General features: G+C 71.0%; 24 protein-coding genes. 19 read left to right on the plus strand and 5 right to left on the minus strand.

Features of this window, described 5'->3' with window-relative positions:
- Window positions 1-60: 60 nt before the first annotated feature.
- Window positions 61-321: a 30S ribosomal protein S20 gene (gene rpsT, locus H577_RS0107565; protein WP_029145451.1), complete on the minus strand. Its 261-nt coding sequence runs from the start codon at window positions 319-321 to the stop codon at window positions 61-63.
- Between the two features lie 237 nt (window positions 322-558).
- On the opposite strand from rpsT, the gene H577_RS15550 reads away from it, so the two are divergent.
- Both H577_RS15550 and H577_RS0107575 read left to right on the plus strand, forming a co-directional pair.
- Window positions 559-1,950 (plus strand): GH1 family beta-glucosidase, encoded by a 1,392-nt coding sequence (locus tag H577_RS15550; protein ID WP_051191855.1) that lies wholly within the window; start codon window positions 559-561, stop codon window positions 1,948-1,950.
- Window positions 1,947-3,203 (plus strand): MFS transporter, encoded by a 1,257-nt coding sequence (locus H577_RS0107575; protein WP_029145452.1) that lies wholly within the window; start codon window positions 1,947-1,949, stop codon window positions 3,201-3,203. Before H577_RS15550 ends, H577_RS0107575 begins: the two co-directional genes overlap by 4 nt.
- On the opposite strand, the gene H577_RS0107580 is transcribed toward H577_RS0107575, so the two are convergent.
- Complete coding sequence (locus tag H577_RS0107580; RefSeq protein WP_029145453.1) at window positions 3,142-3,876, minus strand: alpha/beta fold hydrolase; 735 nt, start codon at window positions 3,874-3,876, stop codon at window positions 3,142-3,144. The two genes, H577_RS0107575 and H577_RS0107580, sit on opposite strands and share 62 nt — an antisense overlap.
- 64 nt (window positions 3,877-3,940) lie before the next feature.
- Between H577_RS0107580 and lepA the strand changes: the two genes are divergently transcribed.
- Complete coding sequence (lepA, locus tag H577_RS0107585; RefSeq protein ID WP_029145454.1) at window positions 3,941-5,791, plus strand: translation elongation factor 4; 1,851 nt, start codon at window positions 3,941-3,943, stop codon at window positions 5,789-5,791.
- Between the two features lie 178 nt (window positions 5,792-5,969).
- Here lepA and H577_RS0107590 read toward each other — a convergent pair whose 3' ends face one another.
- Window positions 5,970-6,686 carry a hypothetical protein gene (locus H577_RS0107590; protein ID WP_029145455.1) on the minus strand — a complete coding sequence of 239 codons (717 nt, stop codon included), beginning with the start codon at window positions 6,684-6,686 and terminating at the stop codon, window positions 5,970-5,972.
- A gap of 166 nt (window positions 6,687-6,852) precedes the next feature.
- Between H577_RS0107590 and H577_RS15555 the strand changes: the two genes are divergently transcribed.
- From H577_RS15555 to leuA, 13 genes are all read left to right on the plus strand, one after another.
- Window positions 6,853-8,052, plus strand: a complete 1,200-nt coding sequence (locus tag H577_RS15555) for a sensor histidine kinase (protein ID WP_051191856.1) — start codon at window positions 6,853-6,855, stop codon at window positions 8,050-8,052.
- The gene (locus H577_RS0107600; RefSeq protein WP_029145456.1) at window positions 8,049-8,717 is read left to right on the plus strand and encodes a response regulator; all 669 of its coding nucleotides are present in this window, start codon (window positions 8,049-8,051) and stop codon (window positions 8,715-8,717) included. The genes H577_RS15555 and H577_RS0107600 overlap by 4 nt, the downstream gene beginning before the upstream one ends.
- 234 nt (window positions 8,718-8,951) lie before the next feature.
- The gene (locus H577_RS0107605; RefSeq protein ID WP_029145457.1) at window positions 8,952-9,602 is read left to right on the plus strand and encodes a DUF1990 domain-containing protein; all 651 of its coding nucleotides are present in this window, start codon (window positions 8,952-8,954) and stop codon (window positions 9,600-9,602) included.
- Entirely contained in the window at window positions 9,602-10,819 is a 1,218-nt protein-coding gene (gene hemW / locus H577_RS0107610) for a radical SAM family heme chaperone HemW (RefSeq protein WP_029145458.1), read from the plus strand. The genes H577_RS0107605 and hemW overlap by 1 nt, the downstream gene beginning before the upstream one ends.
- 165 nt (window positions 10,820-10,984) lie before the next feature.
- Window positions 10,985-12,019 (plus strand): heat-inducible transcriptional repressor HrcA, encoded by a 1,035-nt coding sequence (hrcA, locus tag H577_RS0107615; RefSeq protein ID WP_029145459.1) that lies wholly within the window; start codon window positions 10,985-10,987, stop codon window positions 12,017-12,019.
- A gap of 78 nt (window positions 12,020-12,097) precedes the next feature.
- Window positions 12,098-13,213, plus strand: coding sequence for a molecular chaperone DnaJ (dnaJ, locus tag H577_RS0107620; protein WP_036284142.1), 1,116 nt, complete (start codon window positions 12,098-12,100; stop codon window positions 13,211-13,213).
- Between the two features lie 3 nt (window positions 13,214-13,216).
- The gene (locus H577_RS0107625) at window positions 13,217-13,954 is read left to right on the plus strand and encodes a 16S rRNA (uracil(1498)-N(3))-methyltransferase (protein ID WP_029145461.1); all 738 of its coding nucleotides are present in this window, start codon (window positions 13,217-13,219) and stop codon (window positions 13,952-13,954) included.
- A 39-nt stretch (window positions 13,955-13,993) separates the two neighbouring features.
- Complete coding sequence (locus H577_RS0107630; RefSeq protein ID WP_029145462.1) at window positions 13,994-14,344, plus strand: HIT domain-containing protein; 351 nt, start codon at window positions 13,994-13,996, stop codon at window positions 14,342-14,344.
- Window positions 14,334-15,413: a PhoH family protein gene (locus tag H577_RS0107635; protein ID WP_029145463.1), complete on the plus strand. Its 1,080-nt coding sequence runs from the start codon at window positions 14,334-14,336 to the stop codon at window positions 15,411-15,413. Before H577_RS0107630 ends, H577_RS0107635 begins: the two co-directional genes overlap by 11 nt.
- Window positions 15,410-15,880, plus strand: coding sequence for an rRNA maturation RNase YbeY (ybeY, locus tag H577_RS0107640; RefSeq protein ID WP_029145464.1), 471 nt, complete (start codon window positions 15,410-15,412; stop codon window positions 15,878-15,880). Before H577_RS0107635 ends, ybeY begins: the two co-directional genes overlap by 4 nt.
- On the plus strand, window positions 15,877-17,160 hold the full coding sequence (locus H577_RS0107645) for a hemolysin family protein (protein ID WP_029145465.1): 1,284 nt from the start codon (window positions 15,877-15,879) through the stop codon (window positions 17,158-17,160). The genes ybeY and H577_RS0107645 overlap by 4 nt, the downstream gene beginning before the upstream one ends.
- The gene (gene era, locus H577_RS0107650) at window positions 17,157-18,050 is read left to right on the plus strand and encodes a GTPase Era (RefSeq protein ID WP_029145466.1); all 894 of its coding nucleotides are present in this window, start codon (window positions 17,157-17,159) and stop codon (window positions 18,048-18,050) included. The genes H577_RS0107645 and era overlap by 4 nt, the downstream gene beginning before the upstream one ends.
- Before the next feature lie 258 nt (window positions 18,051-18,308).
- The gene (gene leuA, locus H577_RS0107655) at window positions 18,309-20,063 is read left to right on the plus strand and encodes a 2-isopropylmalate synthase (RefSeq protein WP_029145467.1); all 1,755 of its coding nucleotides are present in this window, start codon (window positions 18,309-18,311) and stop codon (window positions 20,061-20,063) included.
- 65 nt (window positions 20,064-20,128) lie between these two features.
- On the opposite strand, the gene H577_RS0107660 is transcribed toward leuA, so the two are convergent.
- Entirely contained in the window at window positions 20,129-20,821 is a 693-nt protein-coding gene (locus tag H577_RS0107660; RefSeq protein WP_029145468.1) for a trimeric intracellular cation channel family protein, read from the minus strand.
- A 36-nt stretch (window positions 20,822-20,857) separates the two neighbouring features.
- Between H577_RS0107660 and recO the strand changes: the two genes are divergently transcribed.
- The 3 genes from recO (at window position 20,858) to H577_RS0107675 (ending at window position 23,184) form a co-directional block, all read left to right on the plus strand.
- Window positions 20,858-21,610: a DNA repair protein RecO gene (recO, locus tag H577_RS0107665; protein WP_029145469.1), complete on the plus strand. Its 753-nt coding sequence runs from the start codon at window positions 20,858-20,860 to the stop codon at window positions 21,608-21,610.
- Complete coding sequence (locus tag H577_RS0107670) at window positions 21,607-22,410, plus strand: isoprenyl transferase (protein WP_029145470.1); 804 nt, start codon at window positions 21,607-21,609, stop codon at window positions 22,408-22,410. The genes recO and H577_RS0107670 overlap by 4 nt, the downstream gene beginning before the upstream one ends.
- 84 nt (window positions 22,411-22,494) lie before the next feature.
- Window positions 22,495-23,184 (plus strand): DsbA family oxidoreductase, encoded by a 690-nt coding sequence (locus H577_RS0107675; RefSeq protein WP_029145471.1) that lies wholly within the window; start codon window positions 22,495-22,497, stop codon window positions 23,182-23,184.
- 87 nt (window positions 23,185-23,271) lie between these two features.
- On the opposite strand, the gene H577_RS0107680 is transcribed toward H577_RS0107675, so the two are convergent.
- Window positions 23,272-23,775 carry a glutathione peroxidase gene (locus H577_RS0107680; RefSeq protein ID WP_029145472.1) on the minus strand — a complete coding sequence of 168 codons (504 nt, stop codon included), beginning with the start codon at window positions 23,773-23,775 and terminating at the stop codon, window positions 23,272-23,274.
- Window positions 23,776-23,828 lie beyond the last annotated feature (53 nt).

Raw genomic sequence — 23,828 nt, forward strand, 5'->3', positions numbered from 1 at the left:
GTGACCACGAAGCCCGCCCCCGACAAGGGGACGGGCTTCGGACGACTCGGCGTCACGCGCTCAGAGCGAGGCGACCTGCTTGGCCATCGCCGACTTGCGGTTCGCGGCCTGGTTGCGGTGGATGACACCCTTGCTCACGGCCTTGTCGAGCTTGCGCGACGCGTGGGCCAACGCCTTCTCGGCGGTGGCCTTGTCGCCGGCGGCGACGGCCTCGCGGGTGCGGCGTACCAGCGTCTTCAGCTCGCTCTTGACGGCCTTGTTGCGCTCGCGCGCCTTCTCGTTGGTCTTGTTGCGCTTGATCTGCGACTTGATGTTTGCCACGTGTGGACGTTCTTTCGTTCAGGTGATCGGTTGAGTGCCGTCCGGCACGAGAGGGGCGCCGTTCGGCGTGTGCGGGAAAAACCCACACGCAAGCCAATCAGCGAGTCTACCAGCAAACGCCTGCGCGCCCGTGCGCCAGGCGGCCGTGCACCGGTACCGCGCGCCGAGTGGCGGGCCGCGTCGGCGTGCACCATGATCGAGACATCCGCACTCGCACAACGCTGTCCGAGGAGAACGATGCCCCCCATCGCAGATCCGATCGCGCTCGCCCGCCGATTTCCGGCCGGCTTCCGCTGGTCGACCGCCACCGCCGCCTTCCAGATCGAAGGCGCCCGCCATGCCGACGGCCGCGGCCGCAGCATCTGGGACGTCCAGGTCGAGGTCCCCGGCTGGGTCGCCGACGGCAGCACCGCCGAGCCCGGGCCCGACAGCTACCACCGGTGGGCCGATGACGTCGCCCTGCTGCAGCGGCTGGGTGTGGACCGGTACCGGTTCTCACTGTCGTGGGTGCGCATCCAGCCCGACGGGCGCGGCGCGGCGAACCCGCTCGGTCTCGACCACTACGACCGGTGCGTCGACGCGCTGCTGGACGCCGGCATCACACCGTTCCCCACGCTCTACCACTGGGATCACCCGCAGCAGCTCGAGGATGCCGGTGGCTGGATGTCGCGCGACATGGTCGAGCGGTTCGCCGACTACGCCGAGATCGTCGCCGCCCGACTCGGTGACCGGGTACGGCAGTGGTACACGATCAACGAGCCCGCATCGATGACGCTGCAGGGCTATGGCATCGGCACCCTGGCCCCCGCCAAACACCTGCTGTTCGACGCCCTGCCGACGGTGCACCACCAGCTGCTCGCCCACGCCCGTGCCGCGGCGCTGCTGCGCGGGCACGGCGCCGACCAGATCGGGCTGCCCAACAACCACACCCTGGTGCGGCCCCGGCACGACACCCCCGCCGACCACGCGGCGGCGGCGACGTACGACCTGCTGCACAACAGGCTGTTCGCCGATCCGCTGCTGTCGGGCACGTACCCCGACGTCGCCGAGTTCGGGCTGCCGCCGATGCCCGTGCACGACGGCGACCTCGAGGCGATCGCGTCGTCGATCGACGTCTATGCGGTGAACTTCTACAACCCCACGACCGTGACCGCCGCGACCGAGCCCGGCCCGCTGCCGTTCGAGATCGTGCCCACGCCCGGCGTGCCGGTCACCGGGTTCGGCCCGGAATGGCCGATCGACCCGCCCGCGCTGCGTGACCTGCTCCTCGACCTGCGCGAACGCTACGGCGCGCAGCTGCCGCCGGTGGTGATCGCCGAGAACGGGGCGTCGTTCCCCGAGCCCGACGGGGCCGTCCGTGTCGACGACGCCGACCGCATCGACTACCTCGCCGGCCACATCGCCGCCGTCGCCGACGCGATCGACGCGGGTGTGGCCGTGCAGGAGTACACGGTCTGGTCGCTGCTGGACAACTTCGAGTGGGCTGACGGCTTCACGCAACGATTCGGCCTGGTGCACGTGGACCAGACCAGCTCACAGCGCACCCCGAAGGCATCCTTCGACTGGTACCGCACGCTGATCGCGCAGGCCGGGACCGCGCGGGCCGAGACCGCGCAGGCCGACGCATGAACACCACCGGTGCGAAGGTCGGCAGAGCCTGGTTCGTGCTGTTCACCCTCGCCTGGCTGGCGATCTGGACCGTGCAGCTCACCCCGGTGCAGCTGCTGCTGCCTGACCAGCTCGACACCCCCGGGGGCGCCGGCACCTGGGTGTACGGGGTCGTCTACTCGGGCATCGTGCTCGGGGTCGGCGGGCTGGCCGGTGTCATCGCCGGGCCGTTGTCGGGCGCGCTCTCGGACCGCACCCGCTCGCGCTGGGGCCGCCGCCGCCCCTGGGCGGTCGGGGCGAGCTGGCTGGCCGCCGCCTGCCTGGTGCTCACCGGACTCGCCGAGGGGCCGTGGCCGATCGGCCTGGCGTGGACCGGGGTGTCGATCGGCATCGCCGTGGCATCCGCCGCGTTCACCGCGCTGATCGCCGACCAGTTGCCCGAGTCGCAGCGCGGCGGCGCCTCGGCGGCGGCGAGCTCGTCGCAGGCGGTGGGCATCGTGCTGGGCGTGGGGGCCGTGGTGCTGCTCGGTCTCACCGTGCTGGCCGGCTATCTCACCCTCGCTGTGTTCATCGCCGTGGTCGGCACGGTCACAGCCGCGGCCCTACCCGACCCGCAACCGGATGCCGTGCAACGGCCCGCACGCGAACGTCGGGGTGTGCCGTGGGAATCACTGCGCGACCGTGATTTCGCCTGGGTGGTGGCGGGGCGCTTCGTCACGAACGTCGGCAATGCGCTGCCGACGACCTTGTTCCTGTTCTTCTTGATGTACGGACTGGGCGAGAAGAAGGCACAGGCCGAAGACGACCTGCTGCTGGTGATCGTGGTCTACACCGTGTTCGTCGTGCTCGCCTCGGTGCTCGCCGGGTGGCGGTCCGACCGCACCGGAGCACGGCGCGGCCTGACCGTGCTGTCGGCACTCGTACAGGCGCTCGCGGCGATCGTGATCCTCGTCGCCCCGTCGCTGACCACGACCATGGTCGCCGCAGCGGTGCTCGGCGTCGGCTACGGCGCGTTCTCGACCGTCGGCCTCGCGTTCGCCGCCGACCGGCTGCCGCATCCCGACGACCACGCGCGCGACCTGGGTCTGGTCAACACGTCCGCCGCGCTCGGCCAGCTGGTCGGCCCACTGGTCGGTGCCGGGCTGGTCGCCCTGGTGGGCGGGTTCTGGCTGCTGCTGATCGTCAGCACCGTGCTGTCGGCGGCCGGCGGACTCATCTCGGGGCTCGCGCGCGAGTCTCGATCGTCGCGACGGCCAGATCCAGCACGGCGTTGAACACGCGCGGACGCATTGCGGTCACCAGGTGTGTGGTGCGCGGCACCACGATCAGCTCGGCATGGGGCACCAGAGAGGTGAACAGCCGCTCGTTGACGCGCAACTGGTCGTACTGGCCGTTCACGAACCACATCGGGATGCGGATGCGCCGCAGCGCCGCCACCAGGTCGAGCACCGAGAGGCTTTTCAGCGCCACGTCCTGCGCGGCGAACGCGTAGCCGCCGGCACCGAAGTCCCGCCGGGTCTGTTCGGGCAGCGTCAGCTGCAACACCCGGTCGGCCAGCCACTGGCCGTGGTCGGGCAGACCGTCCATGCTGCGGGCCAGCCAGCGGTAGGCGGCCAGCCCCGCACCGCGGGGGATCGCCGTGCACGAGGCGGCGATGTACGCGGCCACCGGCGGCGGATGCTCGGCGCCGACGTACGCGGTGCACAACAGCCCGCCCATGGAATGGCCCACCAGCAGCACCGGGCCCCGGCCGGCGGCATCCTGCACCGCCTGATCGATCGTCGCGAACGCCGCATCGAGCGTGAACGGCTCGGTCATGCGTGTGCCGTGCGCCGGCAGGTCCACCGCCGTGGCCGGGATGCCCGCGGCGTGCAGGTGCTCGACCTGGGCGCGCCACATCGTCGCGGAGGTGCGGATGCCGTGCACCAGCACCACCTGCACCGTCATGCCGTCCAGGCTACGACGGTCCCGGGCCGGATCCGGGCAGCCGCCCCCGTAGAATCGACGGGACATGTCACCACGCGCCACCACGCCCCTCGAGCCGTCGCAGACGCCCCCGGAGCTGATCCGCAACTTCTGCATCATCGCCCACATCGATCACGGCAAGTCGACGCTGGCCGACCGCATGCTGCAGATCACCGGAGTGGTTTCGGACCGCGACATGCGCGCCCAGTACCTCGACCGCATGGACATCGAGCGCGAGCGCGGCATCACCATCAAGAGCCAGGCGGTGCGGATGCCGTGGGCCACCGCATCCGCCACGTACGCCCTGAACATGATCGACACCCCCGGGCACGTCGACTTCACCTACGAGGTGTCGCGGTCGCTGGCCGCCTGCGAGGGCGCGATCCTGCTGGTCGACGCCGCGCAGGGCATCGAGGCGCAGACGCTCGCGAACCTGTACTTGGCGCTGGAGAACGACCTGCACATCATCCCGGTGCTGAACAAGATCGATCTGCCCGCCGCCGACCCCGACCGCTTCGCCGCCGAGCTCGCGAACCTCATCGGCGGCAGCCCCGATGACGTGCTGCGCGTGTCGGGCAAGACCGGTCAGGGCGTCGAAGAACTGCTCGATCGCATCGTCGCCGAGATCCCGGCGCCCACCGGTGACGCGGATGCCCCGGCCCGCGCGATGATCTTCGACTCGGTGTACGACGCCTACCGCGGCGTGGTCACCTACGTGCGGATGGTGGACGGGCGGTTGCAGCCGCGGCAGCGCATCCAGATGATGTCGACCAAAGCCACGCACGAGCTGCTCGAGATCGGCGTGTCGAGCCCCGAGCCGGTGCCCACCCGGGGCCTCGGCGTGGGCGAGGTGGGCTATCTCATCACCGGCGTGAAGGACGTGCGCCAGTCCAAGGTGGGCGACACCGTCACCGACGCGCGCAAGCCCGCAGCCGCGGCCCTGGCGGGATACACCGACCCCAAGCCGATGGTGTTCTCGGGGCTGTACCCGATCGACGCCAGCGACTACGCCGAGCTGCGCGAGGCCCTCGACAAGCTGAAGCTGTCGGACGCCGCGCTGGTGTACGAGCCCGAGACATCCGTCGCCCTCGGCTTCGGGTTCCGCTGCGGATTCCTGGGCCTGCTGCACCTCGAGATCGTCACCGAGCGACTGGCGCGCGAGTTCGACCTCGACCTGATCACCACCGCCCCGAGCGTCGTCTACGAGGTCACCACCGACACCGGCGACACGGTGACCGTCACCAACCCGAGCGAATACCCCGACGGGCGGGTGGCGAGCGTGTCGGAGCCGATGGTGAAAGCGGCGATCCTGCTGCCCAAGGACTACGTGGGCGCTGTGATGGAGCTGTGCCAGAGCCGGCGGGGGAGCCTGCTGGGCATGGAGTACTTCTCGGAGGAACGCGTCGAGCTGCGCTACAACATGCCGCTCGGCGAGATCGTGTTCGACTTCTTCGACCAGCTCAAGAGCCGCACCCAGGGCTACGCCTCGCTCGACTATGAGCCCAACGGGTCGCAGGAGGCCGACCTGGTCAAGGTCGACATCCTGCTGCAGGGCGAGCGGGTCGACGCGTTCAGCTCGATCGTGCATCGCGACAAGGCGTACGCGTACGGCACGATGATGACCGAGCGGCTGCGCAAGCTCATCCCGCGGCAGCAGTTCGAGGTGCCCATCCAGGCCGCGATCGGCGCGCGCATCATCGCCCGCGAGAACATCCGCGCGATCCGCAAGGACGTGCTCGCCAAGTGCTACGGCGGCGACATCACCCGCAAGCGCAAGCTGCTCGAGAAGCAGAAGGAGGGCAAGAAGCGCATGAAGATGGTCGGGCGTGTCGAGGTCCCTCAGGAGGCATTCATCGCCGCGCTCTCGGGCGACGTCGAGGGCAAAGACAAGAAGTAGCGGGGGCGGACCCACGGCATCCGTCGCCGTCACACGACTGCGCCTGTAATCAGCGACTGCGCCGAAAATCGGTGGCGCAGTCGCAGCGAACAGGCGCGGTCGTGTGGACTGCGGGTTCAGGATGCCGCGGCCCGGCCGCCCGGCACGCTCACGCGCCGCGCGGCCCGCGCCGCGACGTTCACGCGACGCCGGGCACGGCCTCCCGTTCCGTCCCAGCGGACGCCGGGATGACCGCGACGCCGAGCCACTGCGCCGGAGCGCACCGGGCGATCCGCACCGCGATCCAAGTGCACGCCGCGAACAGCAGCACGTCGGCCGCGAGCGTGGCCGCCATCGTCCCCACGACGGCGTTGACCGCGATGCCGACCACGACGATCGGCAGCACCCACACGCTCACCAGCCGCGCCCGAACCAGCCCGAGGATCACGAGCAGCATGCCGAGCTGGGCGAGGATCTCGAGCACGAACCCGACCGTGCCCATCGTGGCCAGCGCCCCGTCGCCGCTGATCGCCATCGCGGTGCGGAACGCGGCATCCTGATCCGGCTGCTGCGCCAGCGCCACGATCGCGAGCCCCGTCGCGTTCGAGATCGCGAAGCCGGCGATCCCCGGTACCGCGAGCGCCGCGCCGATCGTGCCGAGCACCCCGCCGCGGGTGCGCAGCGCCCCGGCCGCCCCTGCCAGCGACGCGAGCACCAGCACGAACCCCACTGTCTCGAGCACATCCTGCGCGAGCACCGTCGTCGCGTGCGCCCCCATGCTCGCGAACTGCGCGCGCATGTCGTCCCCGTCCACGCCGAGCCCGATCGCCACCGACACCGCCGCCAGCAGCGGACCGACGACCAGACCGACCACGACGATCCACCGCCGTGCGGCGTCCGTGCGTGTCCATCCCATGATTGCCTCCCATCGCCCGGCCCGCTCGGCCGGGGCACGCCCACGGTAGGCGGCGGCATCCGACCGGCGCGTCCGCCGCACGGCCGCAACGTGTCTGTCCCGAGACGGATGCGGGTCTGTCGCAGGACGGACGCGCCCGTCGCCGCCCAGGCAGTACCGTGAACGCATGGACGGCGAGCGCCGAGGCTGGTGGGCGCGGCACGGGCGGGACGTCGTGTACGACGTGGCGCCGCCGGCGGTGCTGCTCGCGCTGGGGCTGCTCGACGTCTTCACCGGCGCGTTCGCCATCCCGGTGGGCGACGCCCCGACGGTGACCGCGTTGATCCCGGGTGCGCTCTGCTGTGCGGCGCTGCTGTTGCGGCGGCGGTGGCCGCTGGCCGTGCTCGTCGCGATCCTGCTGTTGGTGTTCGTGCCGCCGCTGGTGTGGCCGACCTCGCTGACCTACTGGGACGAGTTCGCGGTGTGGCTGATCGCGACGTACTCGTGCGCGCGGCACCTGCGGCTGCGGTGGGCGCTGATCGGCCTGGCGCTGAGCGCGGCGGGCATGGTGGTGCTGCCGTGGGAGTTCGCCGAGCTGCGCGACGCCGGCGACGTCGTCTACAACTCGTTCCTGGTCGCGGCCGCGTTCGCGCTCGGGCTGCTGACCCGCAGCTGGGCGGCGTACCGGCTGCGCGCCGTGCAGGAGGCGGCCGAACGGGCGGTCGCCGAGGACCGGGCGCGCCGCCGCGAGCGCACTCGCATCGCCCGCGAGCTGCACGACGTGATCTCGCACACCATCACGGTGATCGTGCTGCAGGCCGGCGGCGCGAGGCTCGCCGCCGCGCACGATCCGCAGGCCGCGGTCGAGGCGCTCGGCCGCATCGAACGGCTCGGGCAGGACTCGCTCGGCGAGCTGCGCACGCTGCTCGCGGTGCTCGACGACGCGGGCGCCGATGATCGGGCGGGCGAGGGGACGGATGCCGCGGCCGCCGCGCCGCAGCCGGTCCTCGCCGATCTGCCTGGGCTCGTGCAGCGGATGCGGGGGCTCGGCCTTCCGGTGCGGCTGCATGTCGACGCCGGGCTCGGGCAGGTTGCCGCCGGGGTGCAGCTGGCGGGCTACCGGGTCGTGCAGGAGGGGCTCACGAACGTGCTCAAGCACGCCGGAGCGGTCGAGACCGACGTGAGCGTGCGGCGCGAGCTCTCGGGCGGGCTGTGCGTGCAGGTGTCCAGCGCGCCGGGGCGGGCCGCGGCATCCGTCCCCGGCGGAAACCGGGGACTGGCCGGCCTGCGCGAGCGGGTGGCGGCGCTCGGCGGCACGCTCGAGGCGCGGCCGCGCCCGGACGGCGGCTTCGTCATCACGGCGGGGCTCCCGGAGCGGCCGGCATGATCTCGGTCGCGATCGTCGACGATCAGCCCCTCATCCGAGCGGGGCTGCGCATGGCGGTGGAGTCGCAGCCCGACCTGCGCCTGGCCGGCGAGGGTGCGGACGGCGCCGAGGCGATCGCGCTGGCCCGCGCGCACCGGCCCGACGTGATGCTGCTGGACGTCCGGATGCCGGGCGTCGACGGCATCCGCGCCGTCCCCGGCATCCTCGCGGCCGCCCCCGCGACCCGGGTGGTGATGCTCACCACGTTCGACCTGGACGAGTACGTGTACGCCGCGCTGCGCGCGGGGGCGAGCGCGTTCCTGCTGAAGGACGCCGGCCCCGAGCAGATCATCGCCGCGATCCGGCAGGTCGCGGGCGGCGACCTGCTGCTGGCGCCGGCGCTGACCCGTCGCCTGGTCGAGGAGTACGTGGCGCGTGCGCCGCACGCGACCGACGACGGGCGGCTCGCCGCGCTCACCGAGCGGGAAAGGGACGTGCTGGCCGCGCTCGCGCAGGGGCTGAGCAACGTCGAGATCGGGGCGCGGCTGCACGTGTCGGAAGGCACCGTGAAGACGCACGTCAGCCGCATCCTGTCCAAGCTCGGGCTGCGCGACCGGGTGCAGGCGGTGATCGCCGCCTACGAGCTCGGGCTCGTGGTGCCCGGCGGTGGTCACCCGCCCAGGTGACGCAGGTGCGGGTCCGCGTGCAGGGCGCCGGGCCGCGGCATCCGTCGACGTCACACGACTGCGCCTGATATCGGCGACTGCGCCGTCGATCGGTGGCGCAGTCGCAGCGAACAGGCGCAGATGTGTGAACGGGGCGCAGCGAAGAGGCGCGGTCGTGTGAACGGCACCGGGTTCAGGATGCCACGGCCCGCGCGTGCACGCGGCTCTCAGCGTCGCCTCGCTAGGCTGAACCCCATGCGTCGAGGGACCTTCCGTGATGAGACGGTGGACTACGCAGCCGTCGGAGCGACGCAGGCGCCCGATCTCATGCAGTACCCGCCGGAGCGCAGTCGCCCCGCGCAGGAGTCCTGGCGCATCGGCAGCGGCGAAGAGCGCTTTCGCACCGCGTCGGACGCCCTGCTGTCGTGGCGCGCCCAACGCGACGGCGGACTCTCGGTCTCGGATGTGCGGCCGGCGGCCGGACCGATGTACTCGGGGGTGAGCTTCGACGCCGAGGGGCACCCGATCGCGCCCAGCAAGCTCGAGGCCGACCAGCGCTTCGACGCCGACGGCACGCCGTGGGTCGGCTCGGGCACCACGATCCGCCTGCACGGCCGCGTCGCCGGCCTGCGGGCCGACGCCGAGCTGCGGGTCATCTTCGCGATCGAAGAGCCGCGCCGCGTCGGGTTCGCGCTCGGCACCGTCGGCGACTCGGTCGTCAGCGGCGAAGAGTCGTTCATGGTCGACTGGTACGAGAACGACGAGGTCTGGTTCACGGTGCGTGCGTTCGACGCGCCGCGCGCCGTGCTGTACAAGGTGCTGCCGCCCCTGATCACCCGCCGTCGCAAGGCCCTGTTCCAGCGGTACCTGCGCGCGATCTCGCCGCTGTACGCCACGCCGGCCTGATGGGCTCCGCGCTTCCGCTCGGCGATCCGGCCCCCGCCGACGGCGCCCTGCCCGCCGACCTGCCGATCGACGTACACGCGCCCTTCGGCGCGTACCTGCACGTGCCGTTCTGCCGGGTGCGCTGCGGCTACTGCGACTTCAACACCTACACCGCCACCGAGCTGCGCGGCGCCCGCCAGGACCAGTACGCCGACACCCTGTTGCGCGAGGTCGACCTGGCCCGGCGCGTACTGGCCGACGCCGACGCGCTGCGCCCGGCATCCACCGTCTTTCTCGGCGGCGGCACGCCGACGCTGTTGCCGCCGGGCGACCTGGCCCGCATGCTCGACGGTGTGCGCGACGCGTTCGGGCTCGCGCCCGACGCCGAGGTCACGGTCGAAGCCAACCCCGACACGGTGACGGATGCCACGGCCACCGCGCTCGCAGACGCCGGGGTCACCCGGCTCTCGATCGGCATGCAGTCCGCCGTACCGCACGTGCTGGCGGCCCTGGACCGCACCCACGACCCGGCGAACGTGAGCACCGCCGTGGCCGCCGCCCGTGCCGCCGGGCTCGACGTCAGTTGCGACCTGATCTACGGCGCTCCGGGCGAGACGCTCGACGACTGGCGCGTTTCGCTCGAGACCGCGATCGCCCTGGCGCCCGACCACGTCTCGGCGTACGCGCTCATCGTCGAGGACGGCACCAAGCTGGCCCGGCAGATCCGCCGCGGCGAGGCGCCCGCGCCCGACGACGACCTGCAGGCCGACATGTACGAGCTGGCCGACCGGATGCTGGATGCCGCGGGCTTCGCCTGGTACGAGGTGTCGAACTGGGCGCGCGGCGACGCGCACCGCTCCCGCCACAACCTCGCCTACTGGCGCGGGCACGACTGGTGGGGCTTCGGGCCGGGCGCCCACAGCCACGTCGCGGGCCTGCGCTGGTGGAACGTGAAGCACCCGGCCGCCTACGCGCAGCGGCTGACGGCCGGTGACTCCCCGGCCGCGGGGCGGGAGCGGCCGGATGCGCACGCCCGCCGACTCGAGCAGGTGCTGCTACGCACCCGCATCCGGGAGGGGATGCCGGTCGCCGAGCTCGCCGACGACCGGCGGCAGGCCGTGGCATCCCTCATCGCCGTCGGCCTCGTCGACGGCGCCGCCGCCGTCCGGGGGCGGATCGTGCCGACGCTGAAGGGCCGGCTGCTGGCGGATGCCGTCGTCCGGGCGCTCACGGACTGATCCGACCGACGCGACCGACCTAACGAGCCCAGGGACCGGGGTGAGTCGGCCGGGCTGCGCCGGCCGAGCAGACGCAGCCGCCTGCGCGCTTCAGCGAGTGCACCGCCGCACTCGGTAGAATTGGCAGTCAGAACGGGTGAGTGCCAGCAGAGCGGAGGGAGCGCCATGGTCAGCGAACGCGGACTGCAGGTCCTCCAGGCCATCGTGCAGGACTACGTGGAGACGCGCGAACCGGTCGCCAGCAAGAGCATCGTCGACCGGCATGCCTTCGGCGTGTCGGCGGCGACGATCCGCAACGACATGGCGCTGCTCGAGGACGAACAGCTCATCGCCGCCCCGCACACCTCGTCGGGCCGCGTGCCCACCGACAAGGGCTACCGGGTGTTCGTCGATCACCTCGCGCGCATCCGCCCGCTCACGTCCGCCCAGCAGACGGCGATCACCACCTTCCTGGACGGTTCGGCAGACCTCGACGATGTGCTCGCCCGCACGGTGCGGGCCCTCACCCGGCTGACCGGGCAGGTCGCGATCGTGCAGTACCCGTCGTTCGCGCAGGCGAACGTCTCGCACGTCGAGATCGTCGATCTGGGCGGGCGGCTTCTGGTGATCGTCGTCACCGACACCGGGCGGGTCTCGCAGCGGATCATCCCGCTGCCCGACGGGCTCGATGAGGGCGACATCGCCCAGCTGCGGGCCCGTGTCTCGGTTGTGGTCACCGGCCGCAGCGTGCGCGACGGCGCGCAGACGGTCGCGGCCACCCTGGCCGAGCCCGCGTCGCCCACCCGGCTGGGCGGAGCGCTCGAGGCCGTGCTGCGCGTGGTCGGCGAAGAACTCGAGGAGTTCCGCCAGGACCGGCTCATCATGGGCGGCACGGCGAACCTCGCCCGCAGCGAAGCCGACTTCCGCGGCAGCATCTACCCGCTGCTCGAGGCGATCGAAGAGCAGGTCACGCTGCTGCGGTTGATGAGCGAGATGGTCGCCGACCATGAGGGCCTGGCCGCGTCGATCGGACGCGAGAACGAACCGTTCGGACTGGCCGAGGCATCCATCGTCACCGGAGACTACGACGCCACCGGCTCCCGCGCCCGCGTGGGCGTGCTGGGGCCCACGCGCATGGACTACCCGACCAATCTCGCGGCGGTGCGAGCCGTCGCGCATTATCTGAGCCGTTTGCTCGAGGACGACGACGCCTCGCACTGAGCGGACGTCGAACGGACCGTGAGCGGACGGTGACCCCACCTATGAGACCGGGCGGCGAACCCGGGCAGGAAGGCGATTGTGGCTGATCAGGACCACTACGAGGTTCTCGGCGTGTCGCGCGACGCGTCGCCGGACGAGATCAAGAAGGCGTACCGGCGCCTGGCGCGCGAACTGCACCCCGACGTGAACCCGGGGCCGGGCGCCGAAGAGAAGTTCAAGCTCGTCACGCACGCCTACGACGTGCTCAGCGACCCCGAGCAGCGCCGCCGCTATGACATGGGCGGCGACTCGCCGTTCGGTCAGGCCGGCGGATTCGGCGGCTTCGGCGACATCTTCGAGACGTTCTTCGGCGCCGCCGGCGGCGGGCGCGGTGCCCGGCCCCGGTCGCGCCGCGAGCGCGGCCAGGACGCCCTGGTGCGGGTGACGCTCGAACTGGGGGACGTCGTCTTCGGCACCCACCGTGAGATCGAGGTCGACACCGCGGTGTTGTGTGAGACCTGTGACGGCTCGTGCTGCCAGCCGGGCACGTCGCCGGTGACCTGTGAGATCTGCCACGGCACCGGCCACGTGCAGCGCACCGTGCGCAGCCTGCTCGGCAACGTGGTCACCAGCGCCCCGTGCACCGTCTGCCAGGGCTACGGCACCACCATCCCGTACCCGTGCGCCACCTGCCAGGGCCAAGGGCGGGTGCGCGCGCGTCGCACGGTCGCGGTCGACATCCCCGCCGGGGTCGAGACCGGGCTGCGGCTGCAGCTGCCCGGCTCGGGCGAGGTGGGACCGGCGGGCGGCCCGAACGGCGACCTGTATATCGAGGTGAACGTCGCGGTGCACGAGGTGTTCAGCCGCGAGGGCGACGACCTGCTGGCCACCCTCGACGTCTCGATGCCCGACGCGATCCTCGGCACCACGACGACGATCGAGTCCCTCGACGGCCCGGTCGACCTCGAGATCCGTCCGGGAGTGCAAAGCGGCGACGTGCTCACGATCAAGGGCCGCGGTATCACGCCGCTGCGCGGCTCACAGCGCGGCGATCTGCGGGTGGGTGTGCACGTGGTCACCCCGACTCGGCTCGACGCCAAGGAACGGGCCCTCATCGAGGACTTCAAGCAGAAGACCAAGGCCCCCGCGCCCAAGCTCGCCGAGTTCCAGCAGGGACTGTTCGCCCGGCTGCGCGATCGGTTCCGGAACAGCTGAGCGATGGCCCTGCACTTCGTGACGACGGATGCCACGGCCGCGGCCGTCGGCGATGTGGTCACGCTCACCGGGGCCGAGGCGCACCATGCCAGTGCGGTGCGCCGGGTGCGTGCCGGTGAGCAGGTCACCCTCGGCGACGGGCACGGGGTGTGGCTGACCGGTCGGTGCACGAAGGCGGACCCGAAGCAGGTCGAGGTGCAGGTCACCGGCCGCCGGCAGGTGCCGGCCGCCTCACCGCGGATCGTGCTCGTGCAGGCCCTGGCCAAGGGTGACCGCGACGAAATGGCCGTGCAGGCGGCCACCGAGCTCGGCGTCGACGGCATCGTGCCGTGGCAGGCGGCGCGCAGCGTGTCGCGGTGGGACGCCGCCAAGGCCGCCAAAGGTCGGGCTCGGTGGCAGACGATCGTGCGCGAGGCCGCCAAGCAGGCCCACCGGGCGTGGATCCCCGAGGTGGCCGAGGTCGCCACGACCCGTCAGATCGCGGCTTCGGCTGCGGCATCCCGTGTGCTCGTGCTCGAACCGACCGGCCGGGTGCGCCTGTCGACGCTGGAGTGGGAACCCGGCGACACCCGCGACATCGTGCTCGTGGTCGGGCCCGAAGGCGGCATCGCCGACGACGAGCTCGCCGTGCTGGCCGACGCCGGAGCCGCGCCCGTCGTGCTCGGCGACACCGTGCTGCGCACCTCGACCGCGGGCCCGGCCGCCCTGGCCGTGCTCAACGCCCGCCTGGGCCGCTGGTGAGGCCCGCCCGCCGGTGACGTGGCTCATAGACTGGAGGGCATGAGCGAGCCCTCGATCTTCACGCGCATCCTGAACGGCGAGATCCCCTCCGAGATCATCGCCGAGACGGACACGCTGTTCGCGATCCGTGACATCGCGCCGAAGGCTCCGGTGCACCTGCTGGTGATCCCCAAGAACGCGACGTACCGCGACGTCACCGAGTTGGCCGCCGGCGACCCCGGCCTGCTCGCCGAGATGATCGCGCTGGCCAAGAAGCTCGCCGCCGAGCACGGCGACGGCGACTTCCGTCTCATCTTCAACACCGGTGCCGGTGCCGGGCAGACCGTGTTCCACGTCCACGCGCATGTGCTGGCCGGGGGCCTCGACGAGAAGAGCATGAATGCCGGATGACGCACCCGCCGTCGAGCGGATCTACGCCGACGGCGTCGCCATGGTGCAACTGCTCGGTCCGCAGGACCGGCTGCTGCGGGTGGTGGAGCGCGAGCATCCCGACGTGGACGTGCACGTGCGTGGGAACGAGATCACCCTCACCGGGGCATCCGGCGCGGTCGCCGCCGCGCGCGAGCTCGTGCAGGAGCTGCTGGCCATGGCCCGGTCCGGGCAGGGGCTCGATCCCGTCGACGTGGTCTCGTCCAACCGCATCCTGCAGTCCGAGAGCGGGATGCGGCCCTCCGAGGTGCTCGGCGAGGTGATCATCACCTCCCGGGGCAAGGTGATCCGCCCCAAGACCGCCGGCCAGAAGGCGTACGTCGACGCGATCGACGAGAACACCATCGTGTTCGGGATCGGACCGGCCGGCACCGGAAAGACCTACCTGGCGATGGCCAAGGCGGTGCAGGCGCTGCAGCGCAAAGAGGTCAGCCGCATCATCCTGTCGCGGCCGGCGATCGAGGCCGGGGAGCGGCTCGGGTTTCTGCCCGGCACCCTGACCGACAAGATCGACCCGTACCTGCGGCCCCTGTACGACGCGCTGAACGAGATGATGGACCCCGAACTGGTGCCCAAGCTCATCGCCACGGGGACCATCGAGGTGGCCCCACTGGCGTACATGCGGGGGCGCACCCTGAACGATTCGTTCGTCGTGCTCGACGAGGCGCAGAACACCACGCCCGAGCAGATGAAGATGTTCCTGACCCGGCTCGGGTTCGGCACCAAGATGGTCGTCACCGGCGACATCACCCAGATCGACCTGCCGCAGGGAGCGTCCGGGCTGCGCCTGGTCACCCGGGTGCTCGGCGACATCGACGACATCCACTTCTCGACGCTCACCAGCGACGACGTGGTGCGGCACACCCTGGTCGGCAAGATCGTCGACGCGTACACCGCGTACGACGAGAAGCGCCTGGCCTCCCGCCGGGAACGCGACGAGGCCGCGGAATTCGCCAACCGTGCCGAACGGCGCCGCGCACAGCCCTCGCGCGGCCCGCACGACCATCTGCCCAAGCGAGGACGACCATGACCATCGAGATCTCGAACGAATCCGGCGTCGACGTCGACGAGACCGTGCTGCTGCGGCTCATGGAGCACGACCTCGCCGAGCTGCACGTCAGCCCCGACGCCGACGTGGCGATCCTGCTGGTCGACGAAGGCGCCATGGAGGCGCTGCACGTGCAATGGATGGACGAGCCCGGGCCCACCGATGTGCTCAGCTTTCCGATGGACGAGCTGCGTCCGGGCACCGCCGAGACGCCGACCCCGCCGGGCCTCCTCGGCGACATCGTGCTGTGCCCGCAGGTCGCCGAGACCCAGGCCGCGTCGGCCGGGCACTCCACACTCGACGAACTGTTGCTGCTGACCACGCACGGCCTGCTGCACCTGCTCGGATTCGACCACGCCGAACCCGACGAGGAGCGCGAGATGTTCGGCCTGCAGCGTGACCTGCTGTTGGGCTTCCACGCCGCCGAACGACGGCGCCGCCGCGCATGACACCGATCCTGCTGCTGGTCGCGGCCGTGCTGCTGGTCGCCTTCGGCGGCCTCATGGCCGCTCTCGACGCCGCCATGGGCGTGACCGGGCGGCAGGACCTGCTCGAGCTCGCCGACGAGGGCGGGCGCGGCGCCGGTCAGCTGCGGCGCATCGCCGCCGACCCCGACGCGCACCTGCACGCGATCGTGTTCATCCGCGTGCTCGCCGAGACGGCCGCCGCGGTGCTGGTCACCGTCGCGTTTACCCTGCTGTTCGCCAACATCTGGTGGGCGATGCTCGCGGCCGTCGTGCTGATGACCGGCATCTCGTTCGTGCTCGTCGGCGCCAGCCCCCGCTCGGTCGGCCGTCGGCACGCGCAGGGGCTGCTGCGCGGGTGCGCGCGCATCGTCCGCGGCATCCGCATCATCCTCGGCCCGCTGGTGCAGGGGCTGATGGCGCTCGGCGACAGGGTGACACCCGGCGGCGCCCGCGGCGCCTCGTTCGACAGCGAAGAGCAGCTGCTGAGCATGGTCGACGAGGCCGCCTCGCACGACCTCATCGAGGCCGACGACCGTGACCTCATCCACTCCGTGTTCGATTTCACCGACACCGTGGTGCGGCAGGTGTGCGTGCCGCGCACCGACATGGTCACGGTCGCCGCCGACAGCACCGCCCGCGAGGCGATGAGCGTGTTCCTCGACCGTGGCGTCTCACGCATGCCGGTGGTCGACGACGACGCCGACGACGTGGTCGGCGTGCTGTATCTGAAGGATCTCGTGCTGGTCAGCTTCCGCGACGAGGCCGGCTGGGGGGATGCCCCGGTCAGCCGGATCGCCCGGCCCCCGGTGTTCGTGCCCGAGTCGATGCGGGCCGAGACGCTGCTGCAGCAGATGAAACGGGATGCCGTGCACGTGTGCCTGGTCGTCGACGAGTACGGCGCCGTGTCGGGGCTGGTGACCCTCGAGGACCTGATCGAAGAACTCGTCGGCGAGATCGCCGACGAATACGACCCGCGTGCCGCCGAGGTGGTGGAGCTGGATCCGGGCCGGTTCCGGGTGAGCTCGCGGCTGCCCGTCGACGAGGTCGGGGAGCTGTTCGGGCTCGACCTCGACGACGAGGACGTCGACTCCATCGGCGGTCTGCTCGGCAAGGCGCTCGGCCGGGTACCGCAACCAGGCGCCACCGCCGTGTACGAGGGCCTGCGCATGACCGGCGGTGCCTCGCGGGGACGCGGCCGGGGGATCGCCACGGTGTTCGTGGAGCGCGCGGCCGCGCCGCGGCAGGAGGAGGACGAGAGATGACCGACACCCGATGCGGGTTTGTGACGTTCGTGGGACGCCCGAACGTGGGCAAGTCCACGCTGACCAACGCCCTGGTGGGCGAGAAGGTCGCGATCACCAGTGAGAAGCCGCAGACGACCCGGCGCGCGATCCGCGGCATCGTGAACCGGCCCGCCGGGCAGCTGATCATCGTCGACACCCCCGGCATCCACCGGCCCCGCACGCTGCTCGGGCAGCGCCTGAACGACCTGGTCGAGCAGGTGCTCGGCGACGTCGACGTCATCGCATTCTGCGCGCCCGCCACCGAGAAGGTCGGACCCGGGGACCGGCGCATCGCCGCGTCGCTGGACGGCTACCCGAACGCCAAGAAGGTGGCGATCGTCACCAAGACCGACGCGGCCGGCCGGGAGCAGATCACCGAACGGCTGATCGAAGTCGACGCGCTGCGCGAGGACTGGGCCGCCGTCATCCCGCTGTCGGCGCTCACCCGTGACCAGCTCGACGTGCTCACCGACGAGCTGCTGCACCTCATGCCCGCCGGGCCGGCGCTGTACCCCGACGACGTCGTCACCGACGAGAGGCTCGACGACCGGGTCGCCGAGATCATCCGTGAGGCCGCGCTCGAGGGCGTGCGCGACGAACTGCCGCACTCGATCGCGGTGGTGGTGCAAGACATGGCGCCGCGCGAGGGCAGCGACCTCACCGACATGTACGCCGACATCGTCGTCGAGCGCGACAGCCAGAAGGCCATCATCATCGGGCACAAGGGCAGCCGGCTGCGGGACGTCGGGGCCCGCGCCCGCGCCGGCATCGAACCCCTGGTCGGCGGGCGCGTCTACCTGTCGCTGCACGTGCGGGTCGCCAAGGAATGGCAGCGCGACCCGAAGCAGCTCGGCCGGTTGGGGTTCTGATTCACGGATGCCGGTGGCCTCCCGCCGCGGACGCGTTCCGGCGCCGGGCGCTGCCACCGGCGCGACCGCTCGGACGGGATGGCGACGTCACATGATCGGGGCGATCGGCGCGTGGGTGTACGCTGTGTCCATGCGCGCAGGCTTCGTGCTTCTCCTTAGCTGCCGCGACGAGTCCTCGTTCTAGGGCCCTCCTCGTCGCGGAGCTTGTCGTCGGCCCGCCACTCGGACACACGTCCTGACGAGAGAAGAAGCCGCATCATGCAGAACAATCAGAAGCCCTCGGCCATGCCGGTGCACCGGTACCGCCCGTTCCACGAGCAGATCCGCGTCGACCTGCCCGACCGCACCTGGCCCGACAAGCGCATCACCGTCGCCCCGCGCTGGTGCGCCGTCGACCTGCGCGACGGAAACCAGGCGCTCATCGACCCGATGAGCCCCGAGCGCAAGCGCATCATGTTCGAGCTGCTCGTGAAGATGGGCTACAAAGAGATCGAGGTCGGCTTTCCCTCGGCCAGCCAGACCGACTTCGACTTCGTCCGCCAGCTGATCGACGAGGATCTGATCCCCGACGACGTCACGATCCAGGTGCTGACGCAGTCACGGGCGCACCTGATCGAGCGCACCTACGACGCCATCGCGGGCGCCAAGCAGGCGATCGTGCACCTGTACAACTCGACGAGCATCCTGCAGCGGGAGGTGGTGTTCCGCACCGACAAGCAGGGCATCATCGACATCGCGCTGGAGGGCGCGCGGCTGTGCCGCGAGTACGAGGAGCGCATCCCCGAGACCACCGTCTACTACGAGTACTCGCCCGAGAGCTACACCGGCACCGAGCTGGAGTTTGCCGCCGAGATCTGCAACCGGGTGCTCGAGGTGTTCGAGCCGACCGCCGAGCGCAAGGTCATCATCAACCTGCCCGCCACCGTCGAGATGGCCACCCCGAACGTGTACGCCGACTCGATCGAATGGATGAACCGGCACCTGGACCACCGCGAGAACGTCATCCTGTCGCTGCACCCGCACAACGACCGCGGCACCGCCGTCGCGGCGGCCGAGCTCGGATACATGGCCGGCGCGGACCGGATCGAGGGATGCCTGTTCGGCAACGGCGAGCGCACCGGAAACGTCGACCTGGTCACGCTGGGCGTGAACCTGTTCACGCAGGGCATCGACCCGCAGATCGACTTCAGCGACATCGACCAGATCAAGCGCACCGTCGAGTACTGCAACCAGCTGCCCGTGCCCGAGCGCAGCCCGTGGGGCGGCGACCTGGTGTTCACCGCGTTCAGCGGGTCGCACCAGGACGCGATCAAGAAGGGCTTCGAGGCCATGGCGGCCACGGCTGCGGCATCCGGGGCCCCGGTCGATCAGATCGAGTGGGCGGTGCCCTACCTGCCGGTCGACCCGAGGGACCTGGGGCGCTCGTACGAGGCCGTGATCCGGGTGAACTCGCAGTCGGGCAAGGGCGGTGTCGCATACCTGCTGAAGACCGATCACGCGCTGGATCTGCCCCGCAAGCTGCAGATCGAGTTCTCGGGCGTGGTGCAGGCCAAGACCGACGCCGAGGGCGGCGAGATCACCAGCGACGAGATCTGGGCGGTGTTCTGCGACGAGTACCTGCCCGCCGACGACGCCGAGGCGCGCTGGGGACGGTTCGAGGTGCTCGGCACCCGCACCTCATCGGACATGACCGGCGACGTGCACCTGGAGGTCACGCTGCGCGACGGCGAACAGCAGGTGCAGGCCGCGGCATCCGGCAACGGACCGGTGGCCGCCTTCATCGAGGTGCTGCAGGCCTCCGGCATCGATGTGACGGTGTACGACTACGTCGAGCATGCGCTCAGCACCGGCGGTGACGCGCAGGCGGCCGCCTACGTCGAACTGCAGGTCGACGGCCGGCGGTTGTGGGGCGTCGGCATCGACGGCGACATCTCGACCGCGAGCCTGAAGGCCATCGTGTCGGGCGTCAACCGCGCCATCCGCACGCGGGCTCACCAACTCGCCGCGGTCTAGCGTTCTGCCTCTCGGGTTCCACCTCGAGGGCGCGCTCTGAGGTGGAACCCGAGCCGGCAGAGGCGTCATGCGTCGGGCCGGATGACCGGGATCGCAGTGGTCTCCACGGCGACCTTGCGCCGGTGCAGCATGCGCTGCTCGGGCAAGGACACGTCGAAGATCACCGCCAGCAGCCGGATCACCGCGGTCAGCACGATCCCGACCACCGCGGCGGGGACCAACGCGACGCCCAGGCCGTGCAGGCCGGCCAGGGCCACGCATCCCGCACCGGCCGCGACGGCGTACAGCGACCCGACGTGCATGATCGCGACGGGGAGGCCCACCAGCACGTCGCGCAGCACGCCGCCGCCCACCGCGGCGCACACTCCCACGAACACGGCCGGCACCACCGGCAGGCCGACGGCCAGCGCCTTGCTCGTACCGAATGCGCCGAACAGCGCGATGACCACGGCATCCAGCCCGACGATCACGCCGTTGAGCCTGGTCAGGGGCCCGGCCAGCAGCATCCCGACCAACGAGGCGCCGGTCGCCGTCAGCAGGTACCAGTTGCTCTGCAGGGTCGCCGGTGTGGCGTTCAGCAGCAGATCGCGGATGAGGCCGCCGCCCATCCCGACCATGATGCCGATGATCGCCACCCCCAGAAAGTCCAGGCGGCGCTGCCCGCGGAATCCGGCGGCGAACACGGCGCCCTGGATGCCGCCGAGTCCCACGGCGAGAAGGTCGGCCCACAACGGAATCACGAAGACGGAGTCGGTCACGCATCCATTGTCGTCGTGTGCCGGGATAATGAACGGGTGCCCACCTACCGTGACGAAGTCGTGGTCCTGCGCACCCACAAGCTGGGTGAGGCGGACCGCATCGTCACGCTGCTGAGCCGACGCCACGGCAAGATCCGTGCCGTCGCCAAGGGGGTGCGGCGCACCTCGTCGCGCTTCGGTGCCCGGCTCGAACCGTTCATGGTCGCCGACGTGCAGCTGTATCAGGGACGCAGCCTCGACATCGTGCAACAGGCCGAGTCGCTGGGGGCGTACGGCGCCGAGATCGCCACGCATTACGAGCGCTACACCGCCGCCAGCGCCATGGTCGAGACCGCCGACCGGCTGAACGAGGCCGAAGCGACCCCGCAGCAGTACCTGTTGCTGGTGGGCGGGCTGCGCTCGCTGGCCCGCGGCGACCACGCCGCGCGCAGCATCCTGGACTCGTACCTGCTGCGGGCGATGGCGATGTCGGGGTGGGCGCCCGGGCTCGACGACTGCGCCCGGTGCGGCCTGCCCGGGCCGCACGACGCGTTCGTCGCGCAGCTGGGCGGCATGGTGTGCGGCGACTGCGCCCCGGTCGGGTCGGTGCGCGTCGATCTGGGCACGACCCGGCTGCTGCAGTCGCTCATCGCGGGGGAGTGGGACCGGGTGGATGCCGCGACCGAGGCTGCGACCGCGGCCGCATCCGGTCTCGTGGCCGCATATGCGCAATGGCATCTGGAACGCGGCATCCGTTCACTTCAGCATGTGCGCACCGAGCCGGCCCCACCACAGGACGTGCGCCTGTGACACCCAAGCCCTACACCCACCGCGACGCGGTGCCGTACCGACCGCTCGACTGGACCGGCCAGTACCCGCCCGCCTACCCGAAACAGGCGGTGCCACACCACGTCGCGATCGTCATGGACGGCAACGGCCGATGGGCCAACCGGCGCGGACTCACCCGCATCGAGGGGCACCGTGCGGGCGAGGCGGCATTGCTGGACGTGGTGGCCGGGGCGATCCAGGCCGGCGTGAAGCACCTGTCGGTGTACGCGTTCTCGACCGAGAACTGGGCCCGGTCGCCCGACGAGGTGCGCTTTCTGATGGGGTTCAACCGCGAGGTGCTGCACCGCCGGCGCGACCAGCTGAACGAGTGGGGCGTGCGCGTGCGGTGGGCCGGGCGCAGGCCGCGGCTGTGGGGCTCGGTGATCAAAGAGCTGCAGTACGCCGAGCGGCTCACCGCCGACAACGACGTGTTGACCCTGACCATGTGCGTGAACTACGGCGGCCGGGTCGAACTCGTCGACGCGATGCGATCGATCGCCGACGACGTCGCAGCCGGGCGGCTGAAGCCCTCGGCCGTCACCGAGAAGCTGGTGCGTCGACGCCTGTACATCCCCGACATGCCCGACGTCGACCTGTTCGTGCGCTCGTCGGGCGAGCAGCGCACCTCGAACTTCCTGCTCTGGGAGTCGGCGTACGCCGAGTTCGTGTTCCTCGACACGCTGTGGCCGGACTTCACCCGCCAGGACCTCTGGCACGCGATCGATCTGTACCTCGACCGTGACCGCCGGTTCGGCGGCGCCGTGGACACGCCCGCGCTGTGACGGAACACGAGAAGCGAACACGAGAAGCGACCGAACACGCGATGCGGCGGAATACGTGAAGCCGTTCGCCGGGTTGCACCAGATGTGACTCCACCCATCACCATCGACGTCTGGTCCGACATCGCCTGCCCCTGGTGCTACATCGGCAAGCGCAACCTCGAGAAGGGGCTGGCTGCGGCATCCGCCACGGGCGATGCGCCCGAGGTCGAGGTGGTGTTCCATTCGTTCGAGCTCTCGCCCGACACCCCCGTCGACTTCGACGGCGACGAGATCGACTTCCTCGCCGGGCACAAGGGCATGCCGCGCGAGCAGGTGCAGCAGATGCTCGAGCGCGTCACCGGGGTCGCCGCCGATGCGGGGCTCGACTACCGGTTCGATCTGCTCAAACACACCAACACCGTCAAGGCGCACGAGCTGCTGCACTTCGCGAAACAGCAGGGTCGCCAGCACGAGATGGCCGAACGCCTCATGGCCGCCTACTTCACCGAGGGCCGGCACGTCGGCCGCGTCGACGACCTGGTCGCCCTCGCCGAAGAGGCGGGGCTGGATGCCGCAGCCGCGCGCGAGGCCCTGGAATCGGGACGCCACCTCGACGCGGTGCGTGCCGACCAGGCGCAGGCGGCCGCGTACGGCATCAACGGGGTGCCGTTCTTCGTCATCGACGGAAAGTACGGCGTCAGCGGCGCCCAGCCGCCCGAGGCGTTCACCCAGATCGTCCGCCAGATCTGGGACGAGCACCGCGCGGAACCCGCCGACCGGTCGGCCGCCGACTGACGCGCCAGCCGGCCTGCCGCTGACCGGCCGGCCGCCGACTGACGGCGTGCGTCGCGGAGCCGGCGTGTCTGAAGAACCCGCGACCGCTCAGCGCGGCAGGCTCCCCTCGATCACGCGCACCACGGCCGGGTCGTCGGGCTTGGTCTGCGGGCGAAAGCGGTGCACGGTGCCGTCGGGCGTCAGCACGAACTTCTCGAAGTTCCACATGATCGGACCGCGCTTGCCCTCGGCATCCTTCGCCTTCTTGAGCGCCTTGTACAGCGGCGCCGCGTTCTTGCCGTTGACCTTGATCTTCTCGAACACCGGAAAGGTCACCCCGTACGTGGTGGAGCAGAAGTCGAGGATCTGCTCCATCGAACCGGGCTCCTGTCCCATGAACTGGTTGCACGGAAAGCCCAGCACGGTGAAGCCGCGGTCGCCGTACGTGCGCTGCAACTGCTCGAGCTGCTCGTACTGCGGCGTCAGCCCGCACTTGGAGGCGACGTTGACGATCAGCAGCACCTTGCCGTCGAAATCGGCCAGCGTCGCGGTGCCGCCGTCGGCGGTGGTGAACGGGATGTCTCGGAGCGTCGCGGCGGTCGTGTCGGTCATGATCCACAGCCTAAGCGGGTCGCGTCGCGGCGGCGCCGGTTCTGGGAGAATGG

It is taken from the genome of Microbacterium luticocti DSM 19459 (genome assembly GCF_000422405.1).
In the GTDB taxonomy this organism is placed as follows: Bacteria; Actinomycetota; Actinomycetes; order Actinomycetales; family Microbacteriaceae; genus Microbacterium; species Microbacterium luticocti.

What these genes read in the sequence shown, in the direction of transcription:
- H577_RS0107645 (WP_029145465.1), top strand. Translation starts at nt 15,877, where the DNA reads ATGACACCGATCCTGCTGCTGGTCGCGGCCGTGCTGCTGGTCGCCTTC.
- hrcA (WP_029145459.1), top strand. Translation starts at nt 10,985, where the DNA reads ATGGTCAGCGAACGCGGACTGCAGGTCCTCCAGGCCATCGTGCAGGAC.
- H577_RS0107590 (WP_029145455.1), bottom strand. Translation starts at nt 6,686, where the DNA reads ATGGGATGGACACGCACGGACGCCGCACGGCGGTGGATCGTCGTGGTC.
- H577_RS15555 (WP_051191856.1), top strand. Translation starts at nt 6,853, where the DNA reads ATGGACGGCGAGCGCCGAGGCTGGTGGGCGCGGCACGGGCGGGACGTC.
- hemW (WP_029145458.1), top strand. Translation starts at nt 9,602, where the DNA reads ATGGGCTCCGCGCTTCCGCTCGGCGATCCGGCCCCCGCCGACGGCGCC.
- H577_RS0107580 (WP_029145453.1), bottom strand. Translation starts at nt 3,876, where the DNA reads ATGACGGTGCAGGTGGTGCTGGTGCACGGCATCCGCACCTCCGCGACG.
- H577_RS0107625 (WP_029145461.1), top strand. Translation starts at nt 13,217, where the DNA reads ATGGCCCTGCACTTCGTGACGACGGATGCCACGGCCGCGGCCGTCGGC.
- H577_RS0107630 (WP_029145462.1), top strand. Translation starts at nt 13,994, where the DNA reads ATGAGCGAGCCCTCGATCTTCACGCGCATCCTGAACGGCGAGATCCCC.
- ybeY (WP_029145464.1), top strand. Translation starts at nt 15,410, where the DNA reads ATGACCATCGAGATCTCGAACGAATCCGGCGTCGACGTCGACGAGACC.
- lepA (WP_029145454.1), top strand. Translation starts at nt 3,941, where the DNA reads ATGTCACCACGCGCCACCACGCCCCTCGAGCCGTCGCAGACGCCCCCG.
- H577_RS0107680 (WP_029145472.1), bottom strand. Translation starts at nt 23,775, where the DNA reads ATGACCGACACGACCGCCGCGACGCTCCGAGACATCCCGTTCACCACC.
- era (WP_029145466.1), top strand. Translation starts at nt 17,157, where the DNA reads ATGACCGACACCCGATGCGGGTTTGTGACGTTCGTGGGACGCCCGAAC.
- leuA (WP_029145467.1), top strand. Translation starts at nt 18,309, where the DNA reads ATGCAGAACAATCAGAAGCCCTCGGCCATGCCGGTGCACCGGTACCGC.
- H577_RS0107600 (WP_029145456.1), top strand. Translation starts at nt 8,049, where the DNA reads ATGATCTCGGTCGCGATCGTCGACGATCAGCCCCTCATCCGAGCGGGG.
- H577_RS0107575 (WP_029145452.1), top strand. Translation starts at nt 1,947, where the DNA reads ATGAACACCACCGGTGCGAAGGTCGGCAGAGCCTGGTTCGTGCTGTTC.
- H577_RS0107635 (WP_029145463.1), top strand. Translation starts at nt 14,334, where the DNA reads ATGCCGGATGACGCACCCGCCGTCGAGCGGATCTACGCCGACGGCGTC.
- H577_RS0107605 (WP_029145457.1), top strand. Translation starts at nt 8,952, where the DNA reads ATGCGTCGAGGGACCTTCCGTGATGAGACGGTGGACTACGCAGCCGTC.
- H577_RS15550 (WP_051191855.1), top strand. Translation starts at nt 559, where the DNA reads ATGCCCCCCATCGCAGATCCGATCGCGCTCGCCCGCCGATTTCCGGCC.